The sequence below is a fragment of the Longicatena sp. 210702-DFI.1.196 genome, assembly GCF_020563125.1.
In the GTDB taxonomy this organism is placed as follows: Bacteria; Bacillota_I; Bacilli_A; order Erysipelotrichales; family Erysipelotrichaceae; genus Longicatena; species Longicatena caecimuris.
Genome location: NZ_JAJCPX010000020.1, coordinates 1 through 19757 on the forward strand (window position 1 = coordinate 1; position 19757 = coordinate 19757).

Below are 19757 nucleotides of genomic sequence, written 5' to 3' on the forward strand. Positions count from 1 at the left end.
CGGAACCGTACGTACGGTGGTGTGAGAGGGTGATTTATTTCACCCTACTCGATTTCTTATTTTGAATATAGGCATCCATCGCTTTTGCAGCTGTTTTCCCAGCACCCATGGCCAAAATAACCGTAGCAGCACCTGTAACAGCATCTCCTCCCGCAAAGACACCTTCTCTTGTAGTAGCACCATTATCATCGGCAATTAAACAGCCTTTGCGATTTGTTTCCAATCCTTCCGTAGTGGAACGAATTAAAGGATTTGGTGAAGTTCCGATAGCCATGATCATACAATCCACATCCAAAACAAAATTACTATCCTTTATTTCTACAGGGCGTCTACGACCGCTTTCATCTGGTTCACCTAATTCCATAGATACACATTCCATACCTTTGACCCAGCCGTTTTCATCACCAAGTACACGTACAGGATTAGTTAACAATCTAAAGATAATTCCTTCTTCTTGTGCATGCTCAACTTCTTCCCTACGAGCCGGCAACTCCTCCATGCTACGACGATATACGATGGTAACTTCTTCAACTCCCAGACGTTTTGCGCAACGTGCTGCATCCATTGCCACATTACCGCCGCCGACGATGACTGCACGTTTTGGATGCTGAATTGGTGTATCAACACCTTCTTTATAAGCTTTCATTAGATTGCAGCGAGTTAAGAACTCATTTGCTGAATATACACCTTTCAGATTTTCACCTGGCATATTCATAAAGTTAGGCAAACCAGCACCGCTGCCAATAAATACCGACTCATAACCGGCTTCAAACAAATCATCCACCGATTCACTGCGCCCAATGACCATGTTTGTTTCAATATCTACGCCCATCTGCTTTAAACCATCAATTTCATTTTGTACGATTGCTTTTGGCAGACGGAATTCAGGAATACCATACATTAACACACCGCCGGCTACATGCAATGCCTCAAAAACGGATACTTGATAACCCAATTTTGCCAAATCTCCGGCACAAGTCAAGCCTGCAGGGCCAGCACCAACAACAGCAACCTTATGTCCATTGCTGGCAGGTTTTACCGCCTCATCCTTTACATGTTCGCGATGCCAATCAGCTACAAAACGCTCTAAACGTCCAATTGCTACTGCTTCACCCTTTACACCACGAACACACTTGCTTTCACACTGTGTTTCCTGTGGACAAACACGTCCGCAGACAGCAGGTAAAGAACTTGTCTGGCGGATGATCTGATACGCTTTTTCAAATTCTCCATTTTTTACTTCTTCAATGAAATCAGGAATATTGACAGCTACCGGACATCCGCTAATACATGGTTTCGTAGGACAATGCAGGCAGCGTTGTGCTTCCTCCATCGCCATTTCTTTCGTATAACCAAGGGCTACTTCATCAAAATTATTTCTTCTGACATTCCCATCCTGTGTAGGCATAGGTACTTTTGTCATTGCCATATTTGCCATATTATGCAACCCCCTTCTTCAATAGATTGCAGGCTTCTTCACGTTCTCTAGCCTCAAATTCACGATAGGTAGCACCACGTGACATCGCCTCATCGAAATCAACTTCATGACCATCAAAATCCGGACCATCTACACAAGCAAATTTGGTTTTACCACCTACACTCAGACGGCAACCACCACACATGCCTGTACCATCGATCATGATCGGATTCATGCTGACAATCGTTTTGATGTTATATTTCTTTGTTAATTCGCAAACAAATTTCATCATAATCAGTGGTCCAATTGCAATGACTTCATCAAAGGTTTCTCCCTGATTGATCAAATCTTGCAATACATTGGTAACCAGACCTTTTGTACCGGTACTGCCATCATCACTTACCAAATAAGCATGACTGCTCACCTGTTTGAATTCATCCTCCAGAATGACAAGATCTTTATTTCTAAATCCGGTAATTACCGTCACATCAGCTCCGTTCTCATGCAAGGCCTTCGCGGTTGGATACGCGATTGCACAGCCAACGCCTCCACCAATGACACAAACTTTTTTTAAGCCATCCACATGAGATGGTTTTCCTAATGGACCAACAAAATCTAAAATGCTATCTCCTTCATTCAATTCATTCAACAGCATAGTTGTTTTTCCAACAATCTGAAAAATAATTGTAATTGTTCCCTTTACACGGTCATAATCCGCAATAGTCAAAGGAATACGTTCCCCATTTTCATGCACACGCAAAATGATAAATTGACCAGCCAACGCTTTTTTAGCAACAGCTGGAGCTGCAACCACCATTTTGGTTACGGTTGGGTTCAGGTTCTCTTTCTCTACGATCTTATACATAGCTTCTCCTTCCTGAAACTTTTTCATTATTTCTGAAAAAAGTTCCAACACACCTTTTATTTTACCCTTTTTCGTTTTAATGTGCAACAGTAAAATCATAGAAAAAGAAAGGAAAAGTGGCTTCACTCTTCCTTTAAACTCTTATGCAGCATTTCAACCATATTCTTTAAATCCTTTGCGGCAACTTGTCCTGGTGCACTGGCTTTTGTTGCGGCGCCAAAGGTCATTGCAGAACCAAAGACCTCTCCACATATGCGTGAGACGATACCATCCTTCGCCATCGACATGGTGATAATTGGACGATCCGCAAATTGTTCATACATGATATTTGTTGCAGATAACAGTGTTATAACATCCGCTTTACTCTGTGGCATAACGGCCATTTTCGAAATATCCGCATCGCGTTCCTGCATTGTTTTTAGACGTGCAACAATCTCGTCACAGCTTGGTGTTTTCACGAAATCATGATTACTCATCACGATTGCCACTTGATGGTTATGAGCATCTTTAACAATGGTTTTAACTTCTTCTTCCCCAATAAACAATTCTACATCAATCAGATCCGCATCCTTACTCATGATAATATCATGATACAATGCTACATAATCTTTTTTCTGTATCGCTTTTTCGCCACCTTCCTGTTTTGTACGAAAGGTCGCTAATATCACCATATCGCCTAATGCTTCACGCAATGTATGCAGCATAGCACATGCCTTTGAATGATCCATAATATCATCAAACCAATCCATACGCCATTCTACTACATCAACATCTAATTGTTTCAATTCATCTACTTCTGATAACAGTTCTTCTTTATTTTTACCAAGAATCGGAACACAAATCTTTGGCCGTCCTTCTCCGATTACTGTCTTTCTGACCTTTACCGTTTTCATTTTTTCCTCCTATTGCATATGCTTTAAATGCCTCTAGATTATCATCTCATGAATGGAATACTTTTTAGTCCTTTATGCTTTGAATGCTTTTTATTATACCAAGAATTTCTTTATTTTGCTATTCTTTAGGTTATTTAACAATGAAACAACACCTACACACATTATGGCAATTTACCCAATAACCGTTATTGAACATTCATCATGAAGATAGATACCATCTCCTTCATGCCTGCAAGCGATATGATCGTGTAGTTAAAGAAAAATGATATAATCCTAACAATGTCGGTAATTGTATCTATGATCCTAAGACTACATCGTTTCTTATTGGCGTACCAACGATAGGATCACTCCTTTTATATAACATTGCGCATCTCACAACAACAGGCCAATCGCATGCACACAGCCATTAATCTTTTTTCATTATTTTTCATACATCATGCAAATTCATGAAAATAATTATTGCTTTTTTTGCAGAAACATTGTATTCTATAAGCAATAGGAGTGATACTCATGCATACAACAACCTACGAAACATTTTACTTTTACTTTAGATAGCCCTGAAAAAACCATGATAAATTGAATGGTTCCTTTTCAGGGCTTTAATAAAGCATCGAACAGTTATCAGACGTTGATGCTTTTTTTGTTGCACGGCATGATGTACTTCTATTCATAATCATGAGAAAGAAGAGGTAGAAAATTATGAGATATGGACTTATCGGAGAAAAACTCGGGCATAGCTTCTCAAAAGAAATTCATGAGCGCATTGCTGATTATACGTATGATCTGATTCCCCTTTCCAAAGAAGCATTTCACGCATTTATGGAAAAACGTGATTTTACCGCAATCAATGTCACGATCCCTTATAAAAAAGAAGTTATCCCCTATTTAGATGAAATTGATGAGCATGCAAAAGCTATTGGTGCTGTAAATACCATTGTGAATAAAGAAGGCAAATTGATTGGCTATAATACAGATTTCACCGGTTTTCATTACATGGTAAAAAAGCATGGTGTGCAAATGAAAGGCAAGAAGGTACTGATCATAGGCAACGGTGGAGCATCCGCAGCAATACAGGCTGTTGTGCAGCATGAACAAGCAAAACAAATGATCATTGTAGATGTGGTTGCAGGAAATGGTGCCATCACATATGATGAATGCTTTTTGCATCATCTAGATGCTGAAATTATCATTAACACCTCCCCTGTCGGCATGTATCCTCATATTGGCAATACTCCTATTGACATTACATTGTTTCACAAATGTGAAGCAGTTATGGATGTGATTTATAATCCAATTCTAACACGTTTCTGTTTAGAAGCCCAAAATGAAGGTATCAAACATGTCAACGGCTTAGAAATGCTCATTGCACAAGCAAAACAAAGCGTTGAGTATTTTCTGAACAAAACCATCGATGATGCCATCATAGATGAAATCTATCAAGATATGTTAATGAAACGCTGCAACATCGTTTTGATTGGCATGCCAAGTTCAGGAAAAACGACAATCGGTAAAATGCTAGCAAAACGGATGCAGAAAGAGTTCATTGATTTAGATGATAAGATTATTGAAAAAGCTGGTAAAAGCATTCCTGAAATTTTCACAGAAAGTGGAGAAGCTGGATTTCGCGCTATAGAAACAGAAGTTGCTATTGAGCTTGCGAAAACAAACAATAAGATTATCGCGACAGGCGGTGGCACTGTTAAGCATAAAGTGAATATGGATTACTTAAGACAAAATGGCATCACTATTTTCATTGATCGCGATGTCGATAAGTTAATTAGTGCTGACCCCAATCGTCCATTGTCAAGCAGTAAAGAAGCTTTGCATAAAATGTATACAGAGCGTATAGCGCTCTATCGAAAGTATGCAGCTTATATTGCGGTGAATAACACCGATATAGAAGAAACAGTTAGCGAAATTGAAACAGCTTATCACAGCATTCTAATCAATGCTGTAAAAGATTAATAGAAAGAGGAAAAATTTATGATTATTACATTAAAGAAAAATGCGCCTAAAGACGAGGTCAACAAACTGATTCACAACTTTGAACAAAAAGGCTTATCTGTCACGATGATTCATGGTGATAATTATAATGTCTTTGGTCTAGTTGGAGATACCTCACGAGTTGATGAAAAATTAGTAAAAGCTCACCCTTTTGTAGAAAATGTTACTCGTATTGCCGCTCCATACAAAAAAGCTAATCGCTTATTTCATCCAGCAGATACTATAGTCGATGTAGCTGGTATCAAGGTTGGCGGTAAGGAAAAAATCGTTGTGATTGGTGGACCTTGCTCAGTAGAGGGTGATAAACAAATTATGGATATTGCCAAAAGTGTGAAAGAAGCCGGTGGCTGTATGCTGCGTGGAGGTGCTTATAAGCCGCGTACCTCTCCATACGCTTTTCAAGGCATGGGGACAAAAGGCATTCAATGTATGATGCACGCAAGAGAAACATATGGCTTACCTATCGTCAGTGAGTTAATGAGTGTGGATAAGCTAGATGAATTTGTCGAAAATGTTGATTTGATTCAAATTGGTGCTCGCAACATGCAGAATTTCGATTTATTGAAAGCTGTGGGACGTGTGAAGAAACCAGTACTATTAAAACGTGGATTAGCAAATACCATTGAAGAATGGATCATGGCAGCAGAGTATATCATGTCAGAAGGAAATGAAAATGTCATCTTCTGTGAACGCGGGATTCGCACCTTTGAAACGTATACAAGAAACACCTTAGATTTATCGGTAATTCCAATTCTTAAAGAAAAAACGCATCTGCCGATTATTATTGACCCAAGTCATGCAACCGGTGATTGGAAATTAGTAGAATCTGCTTCTTTAGCAGCCATTGCCGCTGGAGCAGATGGATTGATCATCGAAGTTCATAATGATCCGGAAAATGCATGGAGCGATGGAGCGCAATCCTTAAAGCCAGAACGTTTTAAAGAAGTGATTGATAAAGGCAAAGCCATTGCCACTGTCATTGGTCGTGATATGTAACTCATACATTTTACGATCGTAAGCAAATCAAAAAAAGTCAGCTCATATATTGCATAAGATTGCAAATGAGTTGGCTTCTTTTTCGTTTACCATAACTTTCGTACTAGTATGATGCTTTTAACATTCCTATTTGTTCTATGTAGTTAAAGATAAGAAAAAGCTGAATCTAATGAGCAAAGAAAGGCAGCAATTAAATCAATACAACTTTCTACATCTTTCCAATCCGCCGTTTCAATAGAAGAATGCATATAGCGTAAAGGCAATGATACCAAACAGATAGGTACGCCTTCATTGCTCATATGAATCGTATCTCCATCCGTTGATGTAAAACCTGGCGTAACCTCCCATTGATATGCAATACCATGCTGTTTAGCCAAAGTCTCCATACGTTTATTCATTGCTTCATTCACAATACTGCTATGGCATAAAACAGCACCTTTCCCTAAAAAAATATCGCCGCCTTCATTATTCTGAACACCTTGATAATCACTGGCAAAGGTTACATCAACGATGATAGCGCAATCGGGTTTCACTGCTTTAACCGCATGGAACGCTCCACGCCGTGTTGTTTCCTCACCTGTAGTAGTTGCTGCATACATACCAACAGAAGCTCCCATTTCCTTTGCTTTTCGCACTGCCTCTAAAATGATAAAAGCTCCACCTCGATCATCAATTGCTCTTGCGGCAAAGCGATTCTTTTGCAGTTCTTGCATATCCACTGCAGCACAGACAACATCGCCAAGCGACACTACTTTTTCACTTTCTTCCTTCGTATCACATCCGATATCTATTCGCAAATCATCACTGACGATTGTTCCCTTTGTTTCTAACATTTTATTACATATTACAACTCCATGAATCAGCTCTTTACCAACAATTTGTACATGTGTACCCAAGTATAAGATAGGATGTGCCCCTCCGGCCTTTATGACCCCTAATGTTCCATCAGGGTAGATACGATTCACATAAAAACCGATTTCATCTACGTGTGCACATAACAATACTTTTTGTTTTGCTTTTGCGTTCAAAACACTAATTAGGGTCTTACTGGCATCCATCTGACTATCTTCACATACATCCTTCATATATTCATAAATAATTTGTTGTATCGCTTTTTCTCTCCCACTTACAGAGATACATGTAAGTAATTCTTTCATAAATGTTTTATTCATCATTTCATCCATCCTTTCCAATTATCAAACATCACAAGATATCATGTCTCATTATTGATAACATCAGTATTCTATACTATAGAGTGTAACGTAATTGCTAGAAATATACGAAGGACCTGGCATTCTAAAAGCAAACATAAGCATAAACGATATGCATAAAAATGCTGTTCAGCGTTTGGTTAGAAACAGCTGTTTTTTTATATGCAAAAAAGAAGATACTCCTACATATCTTCTATTTTGCAATATATTGAATGGCAATGCACTGTGGCCCTCCCTGTGTAATGAAAGCCGGTGACAAATCCAATAATTCTATTTCACATTCGCTGAAGATAGATACTAGTTTTTCTTTGATCTTTCTTGCATCTTCTAAGGCATCTGCATGAGAGACAAAGATTTTATAATATTCATTTACGCCATCTTCTTTCATGAAGTCTACAATATGCTGCACTGCCTTACTTAAAGTTCTAGCAATATCAAACTTATCTAGCCGTGTACCGCCTTCTACTTTCTCCATGATTGGTTTAAGTTTCAAAAGACCGCCAATCGTTGCAGCCGCAGGTTTTAAACGTCCACCGCGACGTAAGAAATCAAAATTTTGTGGAATCAAAAAGGAGTGTTCACTGGCAATACTGTGTTCCAGTTCCTGCACGATTTCTTTTACATTCTTTCCTAAATCACGAAGACGCACTGCCTTCTCCACTAAATAACGATGAGGTCCACATAATGTTTGTGAATTTAACACCGTAATTGAGGAAGCATTGCATGCCTGCTGCTTCGCCATACAAGCGGTTTGGTAGGTGCCTGACAAGCCATCAGCCATTGTGATATTTAAAATTTCTTCTTCTTTCGCATCTTCATATGCAGCCAACACTTCACCAATCGGTGGTTGTGAACTGCTGGGAACATGCCCTTCCTTTATTTTATCAAGAAACAATTTTGTATCAAAACATAAATCACGATACTGATGGTCATCAATGCTGACACATAAAGGCAAGACATCTACTCCCATATGGATGCCATTTTCTACCGTAAATAAAGCAGAAGTATCTGTTATAATTTTTACCATGTGAACTCCCTTTTCTAGCTGACAAGCTCCATCCGTTTTTTATAATCCGGCATATAATTTTCGATAATGTGATAAAATGCTTTTGAATGATTTGGCTGAATAAAATGTACAAATTCATGAAGAATTACATACTCAATAAATTCTAATGGGTAATGGATCAGCTTTCGATTCAAAGTAATGGACTGTTTGGCCGGTGTACAGCTTCCCCAACGACTTTTCATATCCCGCACTTTGATTTGAGGGTATGCGATATGATAGTCACTGAGCGAACGACACGTGAGCATTGCTACATCACTAAAGACATCCTTACACAATTTATCAATAAACTGATGAATGACCTTTTGCGGATCACTGTTTGTGCGATATTGCACATACAGATATTTATCATCATAGCTTACATGATTATACTTCCCCGTCATATATTTTATTTTCAAAGAATTACCAAACAACATCAGCTGATTCTCATCAAACACAGTACAATGGCTTCGTTCTTCCATCGATTTCTGGTGTTTGGCAATCCAACTGGCTTTACTACTGACGAAATCATCAATTTTATCCAGTGATACGAATGGATTTGCGCTAACGATGACCTCACCCTTCGTACTAATACGCATATTGATATTTTTCACTTGTTTAATTACCAATGTATAGGTAATCGGATATTTTTTACACTGTATTACTTTCTTGTTTCCATCCATAATTCTTACTACCTCAATCCTTGCGTGTGCATTTTATTATCTCATACTTAATGTGAAAAATAAATACTTTTTCCTTTTACATTTCTGGAATTTTTTTCATTTGTAATATTTTATTTTCCTATTTCATATTTTACGTTTTTATTAGTAAGAGTATTATAGCATGCTTTTACTTTTGATGGAGAAAAGATTTACTTTTTATACGAATATGCTAAAATGAATGCGGTGATTTTATGGCATACAATAACCCCTTCCCGTATAGTGATGATAATAAACGTTATCATACATGGAATTATTATTTAAAGCATCGTTATCATCAAAAAGTATTTAAAGTTCCTTTAAATGCCAATTTTTCCTGTCCGAATCGTGATGGAACCTGTGGTCAGGGCGGTTGCACCTTTTGTGGCAGCTTAGGCAGTGGTGAATATGCTGGAAATCTACAGGATGATTTAATGAAGCAATTTATGGATCGTCAGCAGATGATGCTTAGAAAATGGCCAAATGGTGGTAGTATTGCCTATTTTCAAGCATACACGAATACATATGCCCCTTTGCATGAGCTCAAACACTGTTTTCAACCATTTATGGAACGAAAAGATGTACTTGCCTTAAGCATTGCCACACGCGCAGATTGCTTAGAAGATGATAAGCTTGCTTATCTGCATTCCTTATGTAAAGAGAAAGATATTTGGATCGAATTGGGATTACAAAGCATCTATGATCAAACAGCTCAACATTGCAATCGCGGTCACACATATGCACAGTTTTTAGATTGTTTGCAGCGCCTGGCAAAAACTGATATCAAAGTGGCGGTGCACTTAATTAATTCATTACCCTATGAAACCACAGATATGATGCTGGAAAGTGCCAAAGCATTAGCTACATTGCCTATTCACGCACTCAAACTTCACATGCTGCATATCATGCAGGATACGCAGATGGCAACAGAATATGAAAACCAACCATTTCCGTTATTATCATTAGAAGATTATGTAGATATCGTGATACGCCAGTTAGAAGTTTTGCCTCCGGAAATGATCATCCAACGATTGACTGGTGATGGTGTGAAAGAACTACTTATTGCGCCTACTTGGACCTTGCACAAAGTAAATGTTTTAAACACCATCGATAAAGAGATGAAACGCCGTAATACTTGGCAAGGACGACTTTACTCCAAAAGCTGAAAATCAGCTTTTCTTTTTTTGATAGGCACAAGCATAGGAAAAACGCATAGAGTAAAACAGGAGGCTTGTTATGAAAACCATTGCCATTACATGCCGTATGGAATCTTTTGATAGCCAATCAAAATGGTTCATCAATGCAACCTATGTGGATGCTTGTTCGCAATATGGTTGTGCCCTATTCCCCATTGTTTCCTATGCTTCATTAGCTGTAGCTGCCACAAGTTGTGATGCGCTCATCGTGTGCGGCGGTTATGATTTACGCAGCTATTATCTTCAAGAAATACCAGATGCCTCTTGCAACTTTTATGACCATGCACAGGATCATTTTGATTTTGCTTGTATACAAGCCTTTTTACAAAAACAAAAACCGATTTTAGGAATATGTCGAGGAATGCAATTACTTGCTGTATATTATGGCAGCAAGCTTTTCCAAAACATTGATATAAATACCCATGCCACACTACATGCTCATCCGTTATATTTCCCCAAAAACTCCATACTGCATCAACTTTATAGCGATGGTACCAGTTTCAATAGCTATCATCATCAAGCAGTAAAACAATGTGGTGAACAATTGGATATATTAGCTTATAGTAAAGAACAATATGTGGAAGCCTTTCTCCATAAACAACTTCCCGTTCTTGGTGTACAATGGCATCCGGAAAAAATGGAAAACGATCAACTATTTCCTTATTTCTTAGATGTTGTTTGTGAGCGTAGCTTGCGCCGGCTTTGATACCAGCGATACAACATCCATACTAGAATTAATAAAGAAAACCAAGTTCCAAAAGCATCCACATGAATGATGGTTCCCAAACTCTTTAATCCATAAGTTACGATGATACTGCGTAAAAGTCGAGCCATGCCATCACACAGCGTAAAGGAAAGAAAAGGCATTTTGGTAAAGCCAGCCAAATAAGCCAGTAAGAAATCAGGGATTGGCGTAATACCTCCGATGAACACAGCAAGCAATCCATGTTTGCGCATCAAAGTTTCTCCCTTTTCGATATCTTCATCACTGGCAATATGAGCAAGTGCTTTACGACCGACGCTGTATGCAATGCCATATCCGATAGCACCGCCAATGCAAGTACCAATTGCACCTTCAAAGGAATATAACAGCCATTTTTCCGGATGCTTTAAGCATAATGGAGTCAGCACGACTTCTAATGATGGAAGAGGTAAAAAAGCTTTTAAAATGGCATATAGAATAAGTCCTACATCCTGCCAAAGGGTAAAAAAAGCCTGCAAGTTCATGAAATCCCTCCCGTTTTCAGTATACTTGCAGTCAAGATGAATTATGTTATAGTAAAAGCACTTAGATTGGGATCATCATCTGATTATTTTTCAAATTCATAAGCATCTTGATAACGTCCTTTATATCGATACAAATATGCCTCTTCTTCGAATTTATCAAAGGCCAAATGTGCATCAAACATATACAACAACAAAGCAAAAATGGCATTCAGCGATGTATTACGTAAACGGACAGTAGGTTTTGCATCCATCGTAAATTCGGCAAGCTGCATTTCTTTATCAATACATAAGATTGTTTTTTTGGTGGCATGATAACCACCATAAAAGCGATAAAAAACATCCTTCCATGCCACTTCATAGCCTTCTTTAAAGCCATGCATTTCACCTTGTTTATCATCTTTTGCATAAATTGTAAAATCTTCCGTATGTTTACGGATAAAACGCGTATACCATTTTTGTATCTGATACATTCCTAATACTTCTTCGCCATACATGTTCTTTAGATAGACACACAAAAGACCCTGCTCTTTTTCTTCTTCAATCGTATAAATCGCATGCCCATTTTCTTGAATGATCGTTTGCCCATTCTCTTTGCATAAGACAAGTTCCATAAGGAAATCCTCCTTCATGAAAAAGCTCTTGAACCCAAAAGTCAAGAGCTTTTTCTATTTCAACCCACTATCGTAGGGTCACACAGTCTACTCTTACATAGACATTATAAGAAATTTTTTGTTATTTTTCAAGCTAATGGAAAAGGAAATCCAACAGTGGTGTCATTTCTAATAATACAGGAGCTAAGATCAATGAAATCACTGACATTAATTTGATTAAGATATCCATTGCCGGTCCTGCCGTATCTTTAAAGGGATCACCGACCGTATCTCCTGTGATGGCCGCTTTATGAGCCTCACTTCCCTTACCACCGCAAGCACCGGACTCAATATATTTCTTAGCATTATCCCATGCACCACCGGAATTCGCCATAAACACCGCCAACATGATTGCTGACATCAATGCGCCAATCAGCAGTCCTCCAAGACCTTTTGTTCCTAGAAGGATACCAGTCGCGATGGGTGAAATCACCGCAATCAACCCAGGCAGAATCATTTCTTTTAAAGCTGCTTGTGTAGAAATATCAACACATTGTGCATAATCCGGCTTACTTGTACCTTTCATAATACCGGGATCTGCCTTAAATTGTCGGCGAACTTCTTCAATCATCTGATTCGCCGCTTTTCCTACCGACTTTATTGTTAAAGAAGTAAAGAAAAATGGGAGCATTGCACCAATCAGTAAGGCGATGATCACACCTGGTTCTAATAGTGATATGACATCTAGATGAGCAAGCTGGGAATAAGCGACTATCATTGCTAACGCGGTAAAGGCCGCAGAGCCAATACAGAATCCCTTACCGACAGCTGCTGTGGTATTCCCTACTGAATCTAAATGATCTGTGATTTCTCGCACATGCTCTTCCATATTACTCATTTCAGCAATACCTCCGGCATTATCAGCTATTGGTCCATAAGCATCCACAGATACAGTAATACCGGCAGTTGAAAGCATACCGACTGCACCTAAGGCTATACCATACATTCCAAAAAACAGATAGCTGGCAGCAATACCAGCAGCCAACAAGAGAATTGTTAAAGCTGTTGATTGCATACCGATACTAAAACCGGAAATAATATTGGTCGCATGACCGGTTAATGATTGTTCAGCTATTTCTTTTACATGACGATACGAATCACTTGTGTAATACTCGGCAATACGTCCAATAAAGACACCAACAACTAATCCACTTAGAATGGAATAGAAAGGATAGACATCATTAAATACAAAATAGCTTAATAGTAAAGAGCCTACTAATACTACCAAAGTAGAAACATAAGTTGCAATATTTAAAGCTTTTGCAGGGTTATCCCACTCTTTGGCTCGGACAAAGACTTGTGCAAAGATACTAGATAAAATACCCAAAGCCGCAATCAGTATAGGAAACATTAAGGAACTTATTCCCATGTGTTCACCCTGCACTGCCATATAACTGATACCCAGGGATATTGCGGAAACGATTGCCCCAACATAGGACTCACACAAATCACTTCCCATACCCGCGATATCCCCAACATTATCTCCAACATTATCGGCGATGACCGCCGGATTACGTGGATCATCTTCTGGAATACCACTTTCTACCTTACCTACTAAGTCTGCACCAACATCGGCAGCTTTTGTATAAATACCACCACCGACTCTGGCAAATAATGCGATAAAACTACACCCTAAACTGTATCCACTGATGACGTGTGCTGCCAGATACATATCTTTTGTAAAGAAATAAAAACCGCAAAATAAAACACTTAAACCTAATAAACCAAATCCAACTACACACAACCCCAAAACAGAACCACCACTGAATGCAATACGTAAAGCCTTTGGCATACCGTTGTCATGTGCTGCCTGTGTTACACGGGCATTTGCTTTTGTTGCCGTCAACATACCACAAAAACCTGCTACACCAGAACAAAGGGTTCCAATAAGAAAACAGAAAGCAGCTCCCGGTCCTACACCATCTGCATGTTGCAAAGATGGAATTAAACCTAAAGAAGCCAATAAGACAGCTACTACGATAATGAATAGAATAATGATCTTGTATTCACGCGATAAAAAAGCCATTGCCCCCTCGTGAATAAAACTGGAAAGGTTTTCCAGCAGATGCATGTGGATCTTCTCTTTCTTGACACTGCCGTAAAGATAGCGCGCATAGAACAGCGCCGCAATAGATACCCCTATAGCAATGCCAAGAAACGCAAAGACGTTGTCGTCGTTAATCATTCCAATTCGCCTTCTTGTAAGCGATTACATGTTTTCATTATACACCTGATTGATGGATATCGCAATGTGTTCTTTTGGTATTCTATCAAAAAAAGTACAAAGAAACCAAGCAACGTGATGTGTAATTATTTATCGCTTGATATTTTGAAAAATAGGGCTATTTAGTTAAATACATTTATAAAAAAACATCCGCATAGGATGTCAGGATTGTTTTGCTATCACTTGTTTACGTAAATGTAAATACCAAAGAATTAGTACAACTGGCAAAAGGGTAAAGGCAGCTATCATATACAACGTCATATCATACCCTATTCTCTTGCATAAATAACTTGTGATAATCGGAGTCAGTAAACCACTGACACCAACAAAGATTGCCATGGCAAACATTTGTGCACTGCTAAACAATTTGCGTGGTGTAATTTCTTTGATCAATATCTTGCTGCTTAGCATGATAATCGGTAACGTCACTAACTGTAAAGATGCTGCTGCGATGATTGCCCATGCAACACTAAACACTCCGTATAAGAAAAACTTTAGGCCATACATCACCGTACCAAACAATAAAAGCATGCCTGGTTTTACACGTTTTAAAATAGCGGAAGCAAATAAGAAGAGTGGTACTTCCATAAATGACTGTACTGCCCACTTAATCCCTACAGCACTCGTATCAGCACCAATCGCTAACATCTTATCAATGACGACATATTGATCTGCCGTACCAATCATGTAAATCATTAAATAAATCAACACGAGTAATAAGTATAAGCGATTCGTAAGCAATTCTTTTAAACTTTCTAAACGTACATGTTCGCTCTTCTTTTTTTGTGCATCCACGCTTTTCCAAAAAAAGAAGAGCAGAAATATGCTGACTCCTATTAGCATAAATAGTAAAAAATTATATCCGAAAGCATGAATGACACTGCCTGCGATCGGTGAACCAATGGTCAATCCTAAAGCACCGGCAGCTCGCAATCTGCCATAATTTTCCTCATCAACCTCTAGCATCCATGTTTCATTCAGTCCCATAATGACCTTTACCATTCCTCCACTAAGCGAAACAGCAAAAAGATGATAATAAAACAATTGTTTATGTATGATAAACATCATGATACTACCTGCTATCATAAAACCATATGCCAATAAGAAAAAAGGCTTTAATCTCTTAAATCGATCGCATAAATAACCAAACAGAAATTGTCCGATGATAGCAATAATAGCACTTCCTGCTAAGATATAACCACGCTCAACTACATCATATCCTACCTTTCCCAAATAAGGAATTATTTGTGTATTCACCATAGAAATTGCCGCAAACACGAAAAAATTCAAGCTGTAAAGAATCCATCGTTTCTTTTGTTTCATACCATCACATCCTATCATTAGTATGATTCAGAAAGCCTTATGTCATACCCACAGCAAATGAAAACAACTTTGCTATCATAAAAAAAGTAGTGTATAATAAGATACAAGAAACGGGTGATACTATGCAGCAGGAAAGTATGGATACAAAAAGCATATTAGCAACTGCTCTTATGGAATTGACCTCACGCAAGAATTTTGCAAAAATTACGATTGCGGATATAACACATGTCAGTGGTTTTAATCGTCAAACGTTTTATTATCATTTCCGTGATAAATACGAGTTGCTGAGCTGGATTTATGAACAAGAGGCCAGTCAAGTGTTTGATGAAGACATCTCTTTAGAAAACTGGCATCGCTACATGGCTGTATTACTACAACATATTCGTAATAACAAATGGTTTTACAGCAATACGATTCGTCATGATGAAAGCTACTTCCAAAATTTTATCTTCACACTAACAAGCACCCTTTTTTATAAAGCTATTGATGCTTTAGATTTACATCATCAGCTTGATGCTTCGGATAAAAAATTTTATGCTGAATTTTTCAGTTTTGGTATCAGTGGTGTTGTGATTAATTGGATCAAATCGGATATGAAAGAGAGTCCCGAACAGGTTGCCAGTGCCTTGAAAAGTTTAGCCCAGGATTCTGAAAAACTGGCTTATGAGAAATATCGCGAATCCTATCGTAAAATGAAAGGAACTACCTAAATGAAACAACCTATTGAACATTATGAAAACCGTGCAGGTGGAAAAGGAACCATGCACATAGAACGTCTTTTATCACCAGAAGAAATGGGCCCACATGTGAAAATGTATGCTCGCGTAACAATTGATGTTGGATCTTCGTTGGGATATCATGCTCATCACGGAGATAGTGAAACTTATTATATTCTTGAAGGAAAAGCTCGTTATCATGACAATGGCACTATACGTATTTTAGAACCATTTGATGTAACGCATACTCCAGATGGAGCATCGCATGGCATTGAAAACATTGGTACGACGCCTTTGGTGTTTATGGCACTCATTATTTCTTCTGTAAGATAAAAACAACGTTATGCAATGAAAAACGATTTTCAAAGGAAAAGAGCAGATTCCCTGCTCTTTTGTTGTTCTTATTCAACTCATATACTTGTATTTAATGTTAAACCCATTTTCATTACGCAAATGGCTCTATTCATGAAAGGATAAGCAAATACCTGGTATTATAAACAATACATATGCTGGAACATAAGCGGAGAAAATAGGATATCTTATCATACCAGAGAGCCAAGGCAAGGTATGAAAGAAAAAAGTATCCACTAAAACAATCGTATAACACGTCAGCAATATGACACCCATCATGGTCAAAGTTGTATTTACATAAGTGATACGCTTACTACATAATGCATATGTGAGCAAAGTGATGCCATACGCCATACAGCCATATTTTATGACAGACCAAAAAGAACTAATCAATACTACTTTATCTATTGCCAAGGCAACTAGAATACAGATACAGGCAAGCGCAAACAAACCTTTTTTCATTCACCTAATACCTTATGAATCAAAGGCTGTTTTGCTAGTGGAACAGCGGAAAATGTATACGCGTCATAAAAATCCTGCAACCATTGTTTTGCTAATGGATGATTGCTATGCACATACGCAAGTACATCTCCTGTTTGCACATAATCGCCATCCTTTTTATTTAAAACGATACCCACAGAAGGATCTATGCGATCTTCTTTTACCATACGTCCGGCCCCAAGCTGCATCGCTAATGTTCCTAATTGCAAGGCATGCAGTTCTTTTACATAACCATCACATAACGCCTTTACCTCAAAAATGGCTTTTGCTTTTGGTAATGTTTCTGGATGTTTAATCTGTTCTACATTGCCTCCTTGGGCCTGTACCATTGCTATTAATTTTTCAAAAGCCTTCCCATTTTTAATAACTTCCATCAGCATCGCCCTAGCTTGTGACTCACTATTTGCAAGATGAGCCTGCTGTAACATAATACTGCCAGCTTTCAAGCATAATTCAGTAAAATCCTGCGGGCCTTCCCCTTTTAAGGTAGCTATTGCTTCCTTTACTTCTAAGGCATTTCCAATGGCATTGCCTAAAGGCTGATTCATGCTGGAAATCATGGCTCTAACATCTTTATGGAAATGCTTACCGATTGCTATCATCGTTTCGGCCAATTCTTCTGCTTTTTGTGCAGTTTCCATAAAAGCCCCTTCACCATACTTTACATCTAACAAAATGGTATCACTGCCAGCAGCTAATTTTTTTGACATGATGCTGGAGGCTATCAACGGTATTGAATTCACAGTAGCCGTGACATCTCGTAAAGCATATAATTTTTTATCCGCAGGTACTAATCGTTGCGTTTGTCCAATGATTGCCAAACCGATGGTATTGACTTGTTCAAGAAATTCCTGTTCATTTAAATCCACGCGAAAACCTTCAATACTTTCTGCCTTATCTAAAGTGCCGCCGGTATGACCTAAGCCGCGTCCACTCATCTTTGCTACCTTGGCGCCACAGGCTGCTACCATCGGTGCTAAGGATAAGCTTGTTTTATCACCTACGCCACCTGTAGAATGCTTGTCACATTTCACACCAGAAATCGCAGACAGATCCATGACATCTCCACTATACAACATTTCTTCACATAAGCAGGCCGTTTCCTGAGCATCCATACCATTAAAGTAAATAGCCATCAAGAGTGCACTCACCTGATAATCAGGGATGGTGCCTTTCACATAACCATCAATGAAAAAATGTAATTCTTCTTTTGTCAAGGATGCTTTTTCTTTCTTTTTTTCTATGATATCGACAAACCTCATAAAGATGCTCCTTTCTTTTTTCGCAATAAGCGAAAAAATTGAAATTTTGTATATCTAATTTGCTCTTTCACCATAAAGTCTTTCTCATCAAACTTAGGAAAAAATACCGTTCCTTCATAGGTGTCAGGAAGAAGTGAAAGCCATAACTCATCTGCATATGGTAAAGACTGCTCATATGTTTGCGCACCACCACAGATGAGTAATGGCTGTGCTTGTGGTTTCCAATTGAAGATGACTTTTTGCAGGGAAGTTTCGATATATTCATACCCTGGTTTGCCTGCATAGTTAGGATTCCTAGTTAAAACATGAACGTGTCGTTGCGGCAATGTACTTTCCATCGCCTCCCATGTTTCTCTTCCTATGAGTACATGCTGATGGAGGGTTTTCATTTTAAAAAATGCCAATTCTTCTGGCACATGCCAAGGCATTTTATCATGATTACCAATAAGTCCATGTGCATCCAGAGCAGCCATGAGAACAATCATGCGACTGCCTTAAGAGCAGCAAGCTCTTCCTGTGTCAGCGCTCGCCACTCGCCCACTTCTAAATGATCATCTAATCGCAAAGGCCCCATAGCTACGCGTTTTAAATACAGTACCTCATTGCCAACAGCTGAAAACATCCGTTTTATCTGATGATAGCGGCCCTCTTCAATGTGAAAGAAACAGCTTGTTTCATTAATGACTTCTAATGCAGCACATAATACTGTTTTTTCATCTAAAATGATGCTTCCATTGCACAATGTTTTAATTGCCGTTTCATCTAAACATAGCTGATGCTCGACATAATAGGTTTTACGTACATGGTGCTTAGGTGATAGTAAGTGATGCGCTAGTTTCCCATCATTGCTAATGAGCACCAGCCCTTCCGTATCCATATCTAATCTTCCAACTGGGAAGCAGCCTTTGGGCAACATGACATCAAAACAATCTAACACTGTTTCATGTTCACTATCCTGAGTAGCACAAATGACTCCACTTGGTTTATTCAGCATCAAATAGACGAAAGGTTCATAATAAATATGTTCCCCATCGAGTTGAACCAAATCATCTTCTTCCACATGCATATCATCTTTTACCACCAATTCACCATTCACACGTACATGTTTTTTGCGAATTAGTTGTTTCACTTCTTTACGTGTTCCCACACCGGCATGGGATAAATATTTATCTAATCGCATA

At 38.5% G+C, this 19757-nt stretch carries 20 protein-coding genes; 6 read left to right on the plus strand and 14 right to left on the minus strand.

All coding sequences use genetic code 11. The features are described from left to right. Positions 1–34: 34 nt before the first annotated feature. The 3 genes from gltA to aroD form a co-directional block, all read right to left on the minus strand. On the minus strand, positions 35–1438 hold the full coding sequence (gltA, locus tag LI241_RS09365) for an NADPH-dependent glutamate synthase (RefSeq protein WP_226897012.1): 1404 nt from the start codon (positions 1436–1438) through the stop codon (positions 35–37). Between the two features lies 1 nt (position 1439). Next, positions 1440–2282 carry a sulfide/dihydroorotate dehydrogenase-like FAD/NAD-binding protein gene (locus tag LI241_RS09370; protein ID WP_008688547.1) on the minus strand — a complete coding sequence of 281 codons (843 nt, stop codon included), beginning with the start codon at positions 2280–2282 and terminating at the stop codon, positions 1440–1442. Positions 2283–2404: 122 nt separating this feature from the next. Next, positions 2405–3175 (minus strand): type I 3-dehydroquinate dehydratase, encoded by a 771-nt coding sequence (gene aroD / locus LI241_RS09375; RefSeq protein WP_008688548.1) that lies wholly within the window; start codon positions 3173–3175, stop codon positions 2405–2407. A gap of 699 nt (positions 3176–3874) precedes the next feature. On the opposite strand from aroD, the gene LI241_RS09380 reads away from it, so the two are divergent. Then, positions 3875–5140, plus strand: coding sequence for a shikimate kinase (locus LI241_RS09380; protein ID WP_008688549.1), 1266 nt, complete (start codon positions 3875–3877; stop codon positions 5138–5140). Positions 5141–5158: 18 nt separating this feature from the next. After that, on the plus strand, positions 5159–6175 hold the full coding sequence (aroF, locus tag LI241_RS09385) for a 3-deoxy-7-phosphoheptulonate synthase (RefSeq protein WP_008688550.1): 1017 nt from the start codon (positions 5159–5161) through the stop codon (positions 6173–6175). A 143-nt stretch (positions 6176–6318) separates the two neighbouring features. Here the strand turns inward: aroF and LI241_RS09390 are convergent, their stop codons facing one another. From LI241_RS09390 to LI241_RS09400, 3 genes are all read right to left on the minus strand, one after another. After that, positions 6319–7350, minus strand: coding sequence for a M20/M25/M40 family metallo-hydrolase (locus LI241_RS09390; protein ID WP_008688551.1), 1032 nt, complete (start codon positions 7348–7350; stop codon positions 6319–6321). Positions 7351–7579: 229 nt separating this feature from the next. Next, positions 7580–8413, minus strand: coding sequence for a DegV family protein (locus tag LI241_RS09395; RefSeq protein ID WP_008688552.1), 834 nt, complete (start codon positions 8411–8413; stop codon positions 7580–7582). Positions 8414–8427: 14 nt separating this feature from the next. Beyond that, complete coding sequence (locus LI241_RS09400; RefSeq protein ID WP_008688553.1) at positions 8428–9111, minus strand: M48 family metallopeptidase; 684 nt, start codon at positions 9109–9111, stop codon at positions 8428–8430. Positions 9112–9341: 230 nt separating this feature from the next. Here LI241_RS09400 and LI241_RS09405 point away from each other — a divergent pair, with 230 nt between their 5' ends. Both LI241_RS09405 and LI241_RS09410 read left to right on the plus strand, forming a co-directional pair. After that, the gene (locus tag LI241_RS09405) at positions 9342–10292 is read left to right on the plus strand and encodes a TIGR01212 family radical SAM protein (RefSeq protein WP_008688554.1); all 951 of its coding nucleotides are present in this window, start codon (positions 9342–9344) and stop codon (positions 10290–10292) included. A gap of 70 nt (positions 10293–10362) precedes the next feature. After that, on the plus strand, positions 10363–11028 hold the full coding sequence (locus tag LI241_RS09410; protein ID WP_008688555.1) for a gamma-glutamyl-gamma-aminobutyrate hydrolase family protein: 666 nt from the start codon (positions 10363–10365) through the stop codon (positions 11026–11028). Here the strand turns inward: LI241_RS09410 and LI241_RS09415 are convergent. The 4 genes from LI241_RS09415 to LI241_RS09430 form a co-directional block, all read right to left on the minus strand. Continuing rightward, positions 10983–11549, minus strand: a complete 567-nt coding sequence (locus LI241_RS09415) for a YqaA family protein (protein WP_008688556.1) — start codon at positions 11547–11549, stop codon at positions 10983–10985. The two genes, LI241_RS09410 and LI241_RS09415, sit on opposite strands and share 46 nt — an antisense overlap. Before the next feature lie 83 nt (positions 11550–11632). Then, positions 11633–12160 (minus strand): hypothetical protein, encoded by a 528-nt coding sequence (locus tag LI241_RS09420; RefSeq protein ID WP_008688557.1) that lies wholly within the window; start codon positions 12158–12160, stop codon positions 11633–11635. Positions 12161–12293: 133 nt separating this feature from the next. Beyond that, entirely contained in the window at positions 12294–14384 is a 2091-nt protein-coding gene (locus LI241_RS09425) for a sodium-translocating pyrophosphatase (protein WP_008688558.1), read from the minus strand. Positions 14385–14585: 201 nt separating this feature from the next. Beyond that, a complete protein-coding gene (locus LI241_RS09430) occupies positions 14586–15746 on the minus strand; it encodes an MFS transporter (RefSeq protein WP_008688559.1) in 1161 nt (386 codons plus the stop codon). A gap of 137 nt (positions 15747–15883) precedes the next feature. On the opposite strand from LI241_RS09430, the gene LI241_RS09435 reads away from it, so the two are divergent. Together LI241_RS09435 and LI241_RS09440 are read left to right on the plus strand one after the other, a co-directional pair. Then, a complete protein-coding gene (locus LI241_RS09435) occupies positions 15884–16456 on the plus strand; it encodes a TetR/AcrR family transcriptional regulator C-terminal domain-containing protein (protein ID WP_008688560.1) in 573 nt (190 codons plus the stop codon). Continuing rightward, positions 16457–16795, plus strand: coding sequence for a cupin domain-containing protein (locus tag LI241_RS09440; protein WP_008688570.1), 339 nt, complete (start codon positions 16457–16459; stop codon positions 16793–16795). It abuts the gene before it with no gap. Between the two features lie 126 nt (positions 16796–16921). Here the strand turns inward: LI241_RS09440 and LI241_RS09445 are convergent, their stop codons facing one another. The 4 genes from LI241_RS09445 to LI241_RS09460 are packed head-to-tail and all read right to left on the minus strand — an operon-like array spanning position 16922 to position 19756. Further along, entirely contained in the window at positions 16922–17275 is a 354-nt protein-coding gene (locus LI241_RS09445; RefSeq protein WP_008688572.1) for a hypothetical protein, read from the minus strand. Further along, positions 17272–18576 carry a pyrimidine-nucleoside phosphorylase gene (locus LI241_RS09450; protein ID WP_008688574.1) on the minus strand — a complete coding sequence of 435 codons (1305 nt, stop codon included), beginning with the start codon at positions 18574–18576 and terminating at the stop codon, positions 17272–17274. The genes LI241_RS09445 and LI241_RS09450 overlap by 4 nt, the downstream gene beginning before the upstream one ends. Beyond that, positions 18573–19061, minus strand: coding sequence for a dihydrofolate reductase (locus tag LI241_RS09455; protein WP_008688576.1), 489 nt, complete (start codon positions 19059–19061; stop codon positions 18573–18575). The genes LI241_RS09450 and LI241_RS09455 overlap by 4 nt, the downstream gene beginning before the upstream one ends. Continuing rightward, entirely contained in the window at positions 19058–19756 is a 699-nt protein-coding gene (locus LI241_RS09460; protein ID WP_008688577.1) for a pseudouridine synthase, read from the minus strand. The genes LI241_RS09455 and LI241_RS09460 overlap by 4 nt, the downstream gene beginning before the upstream one ends. Between the last annotated feature and the right edge of the window lies 1 nt (position 19757).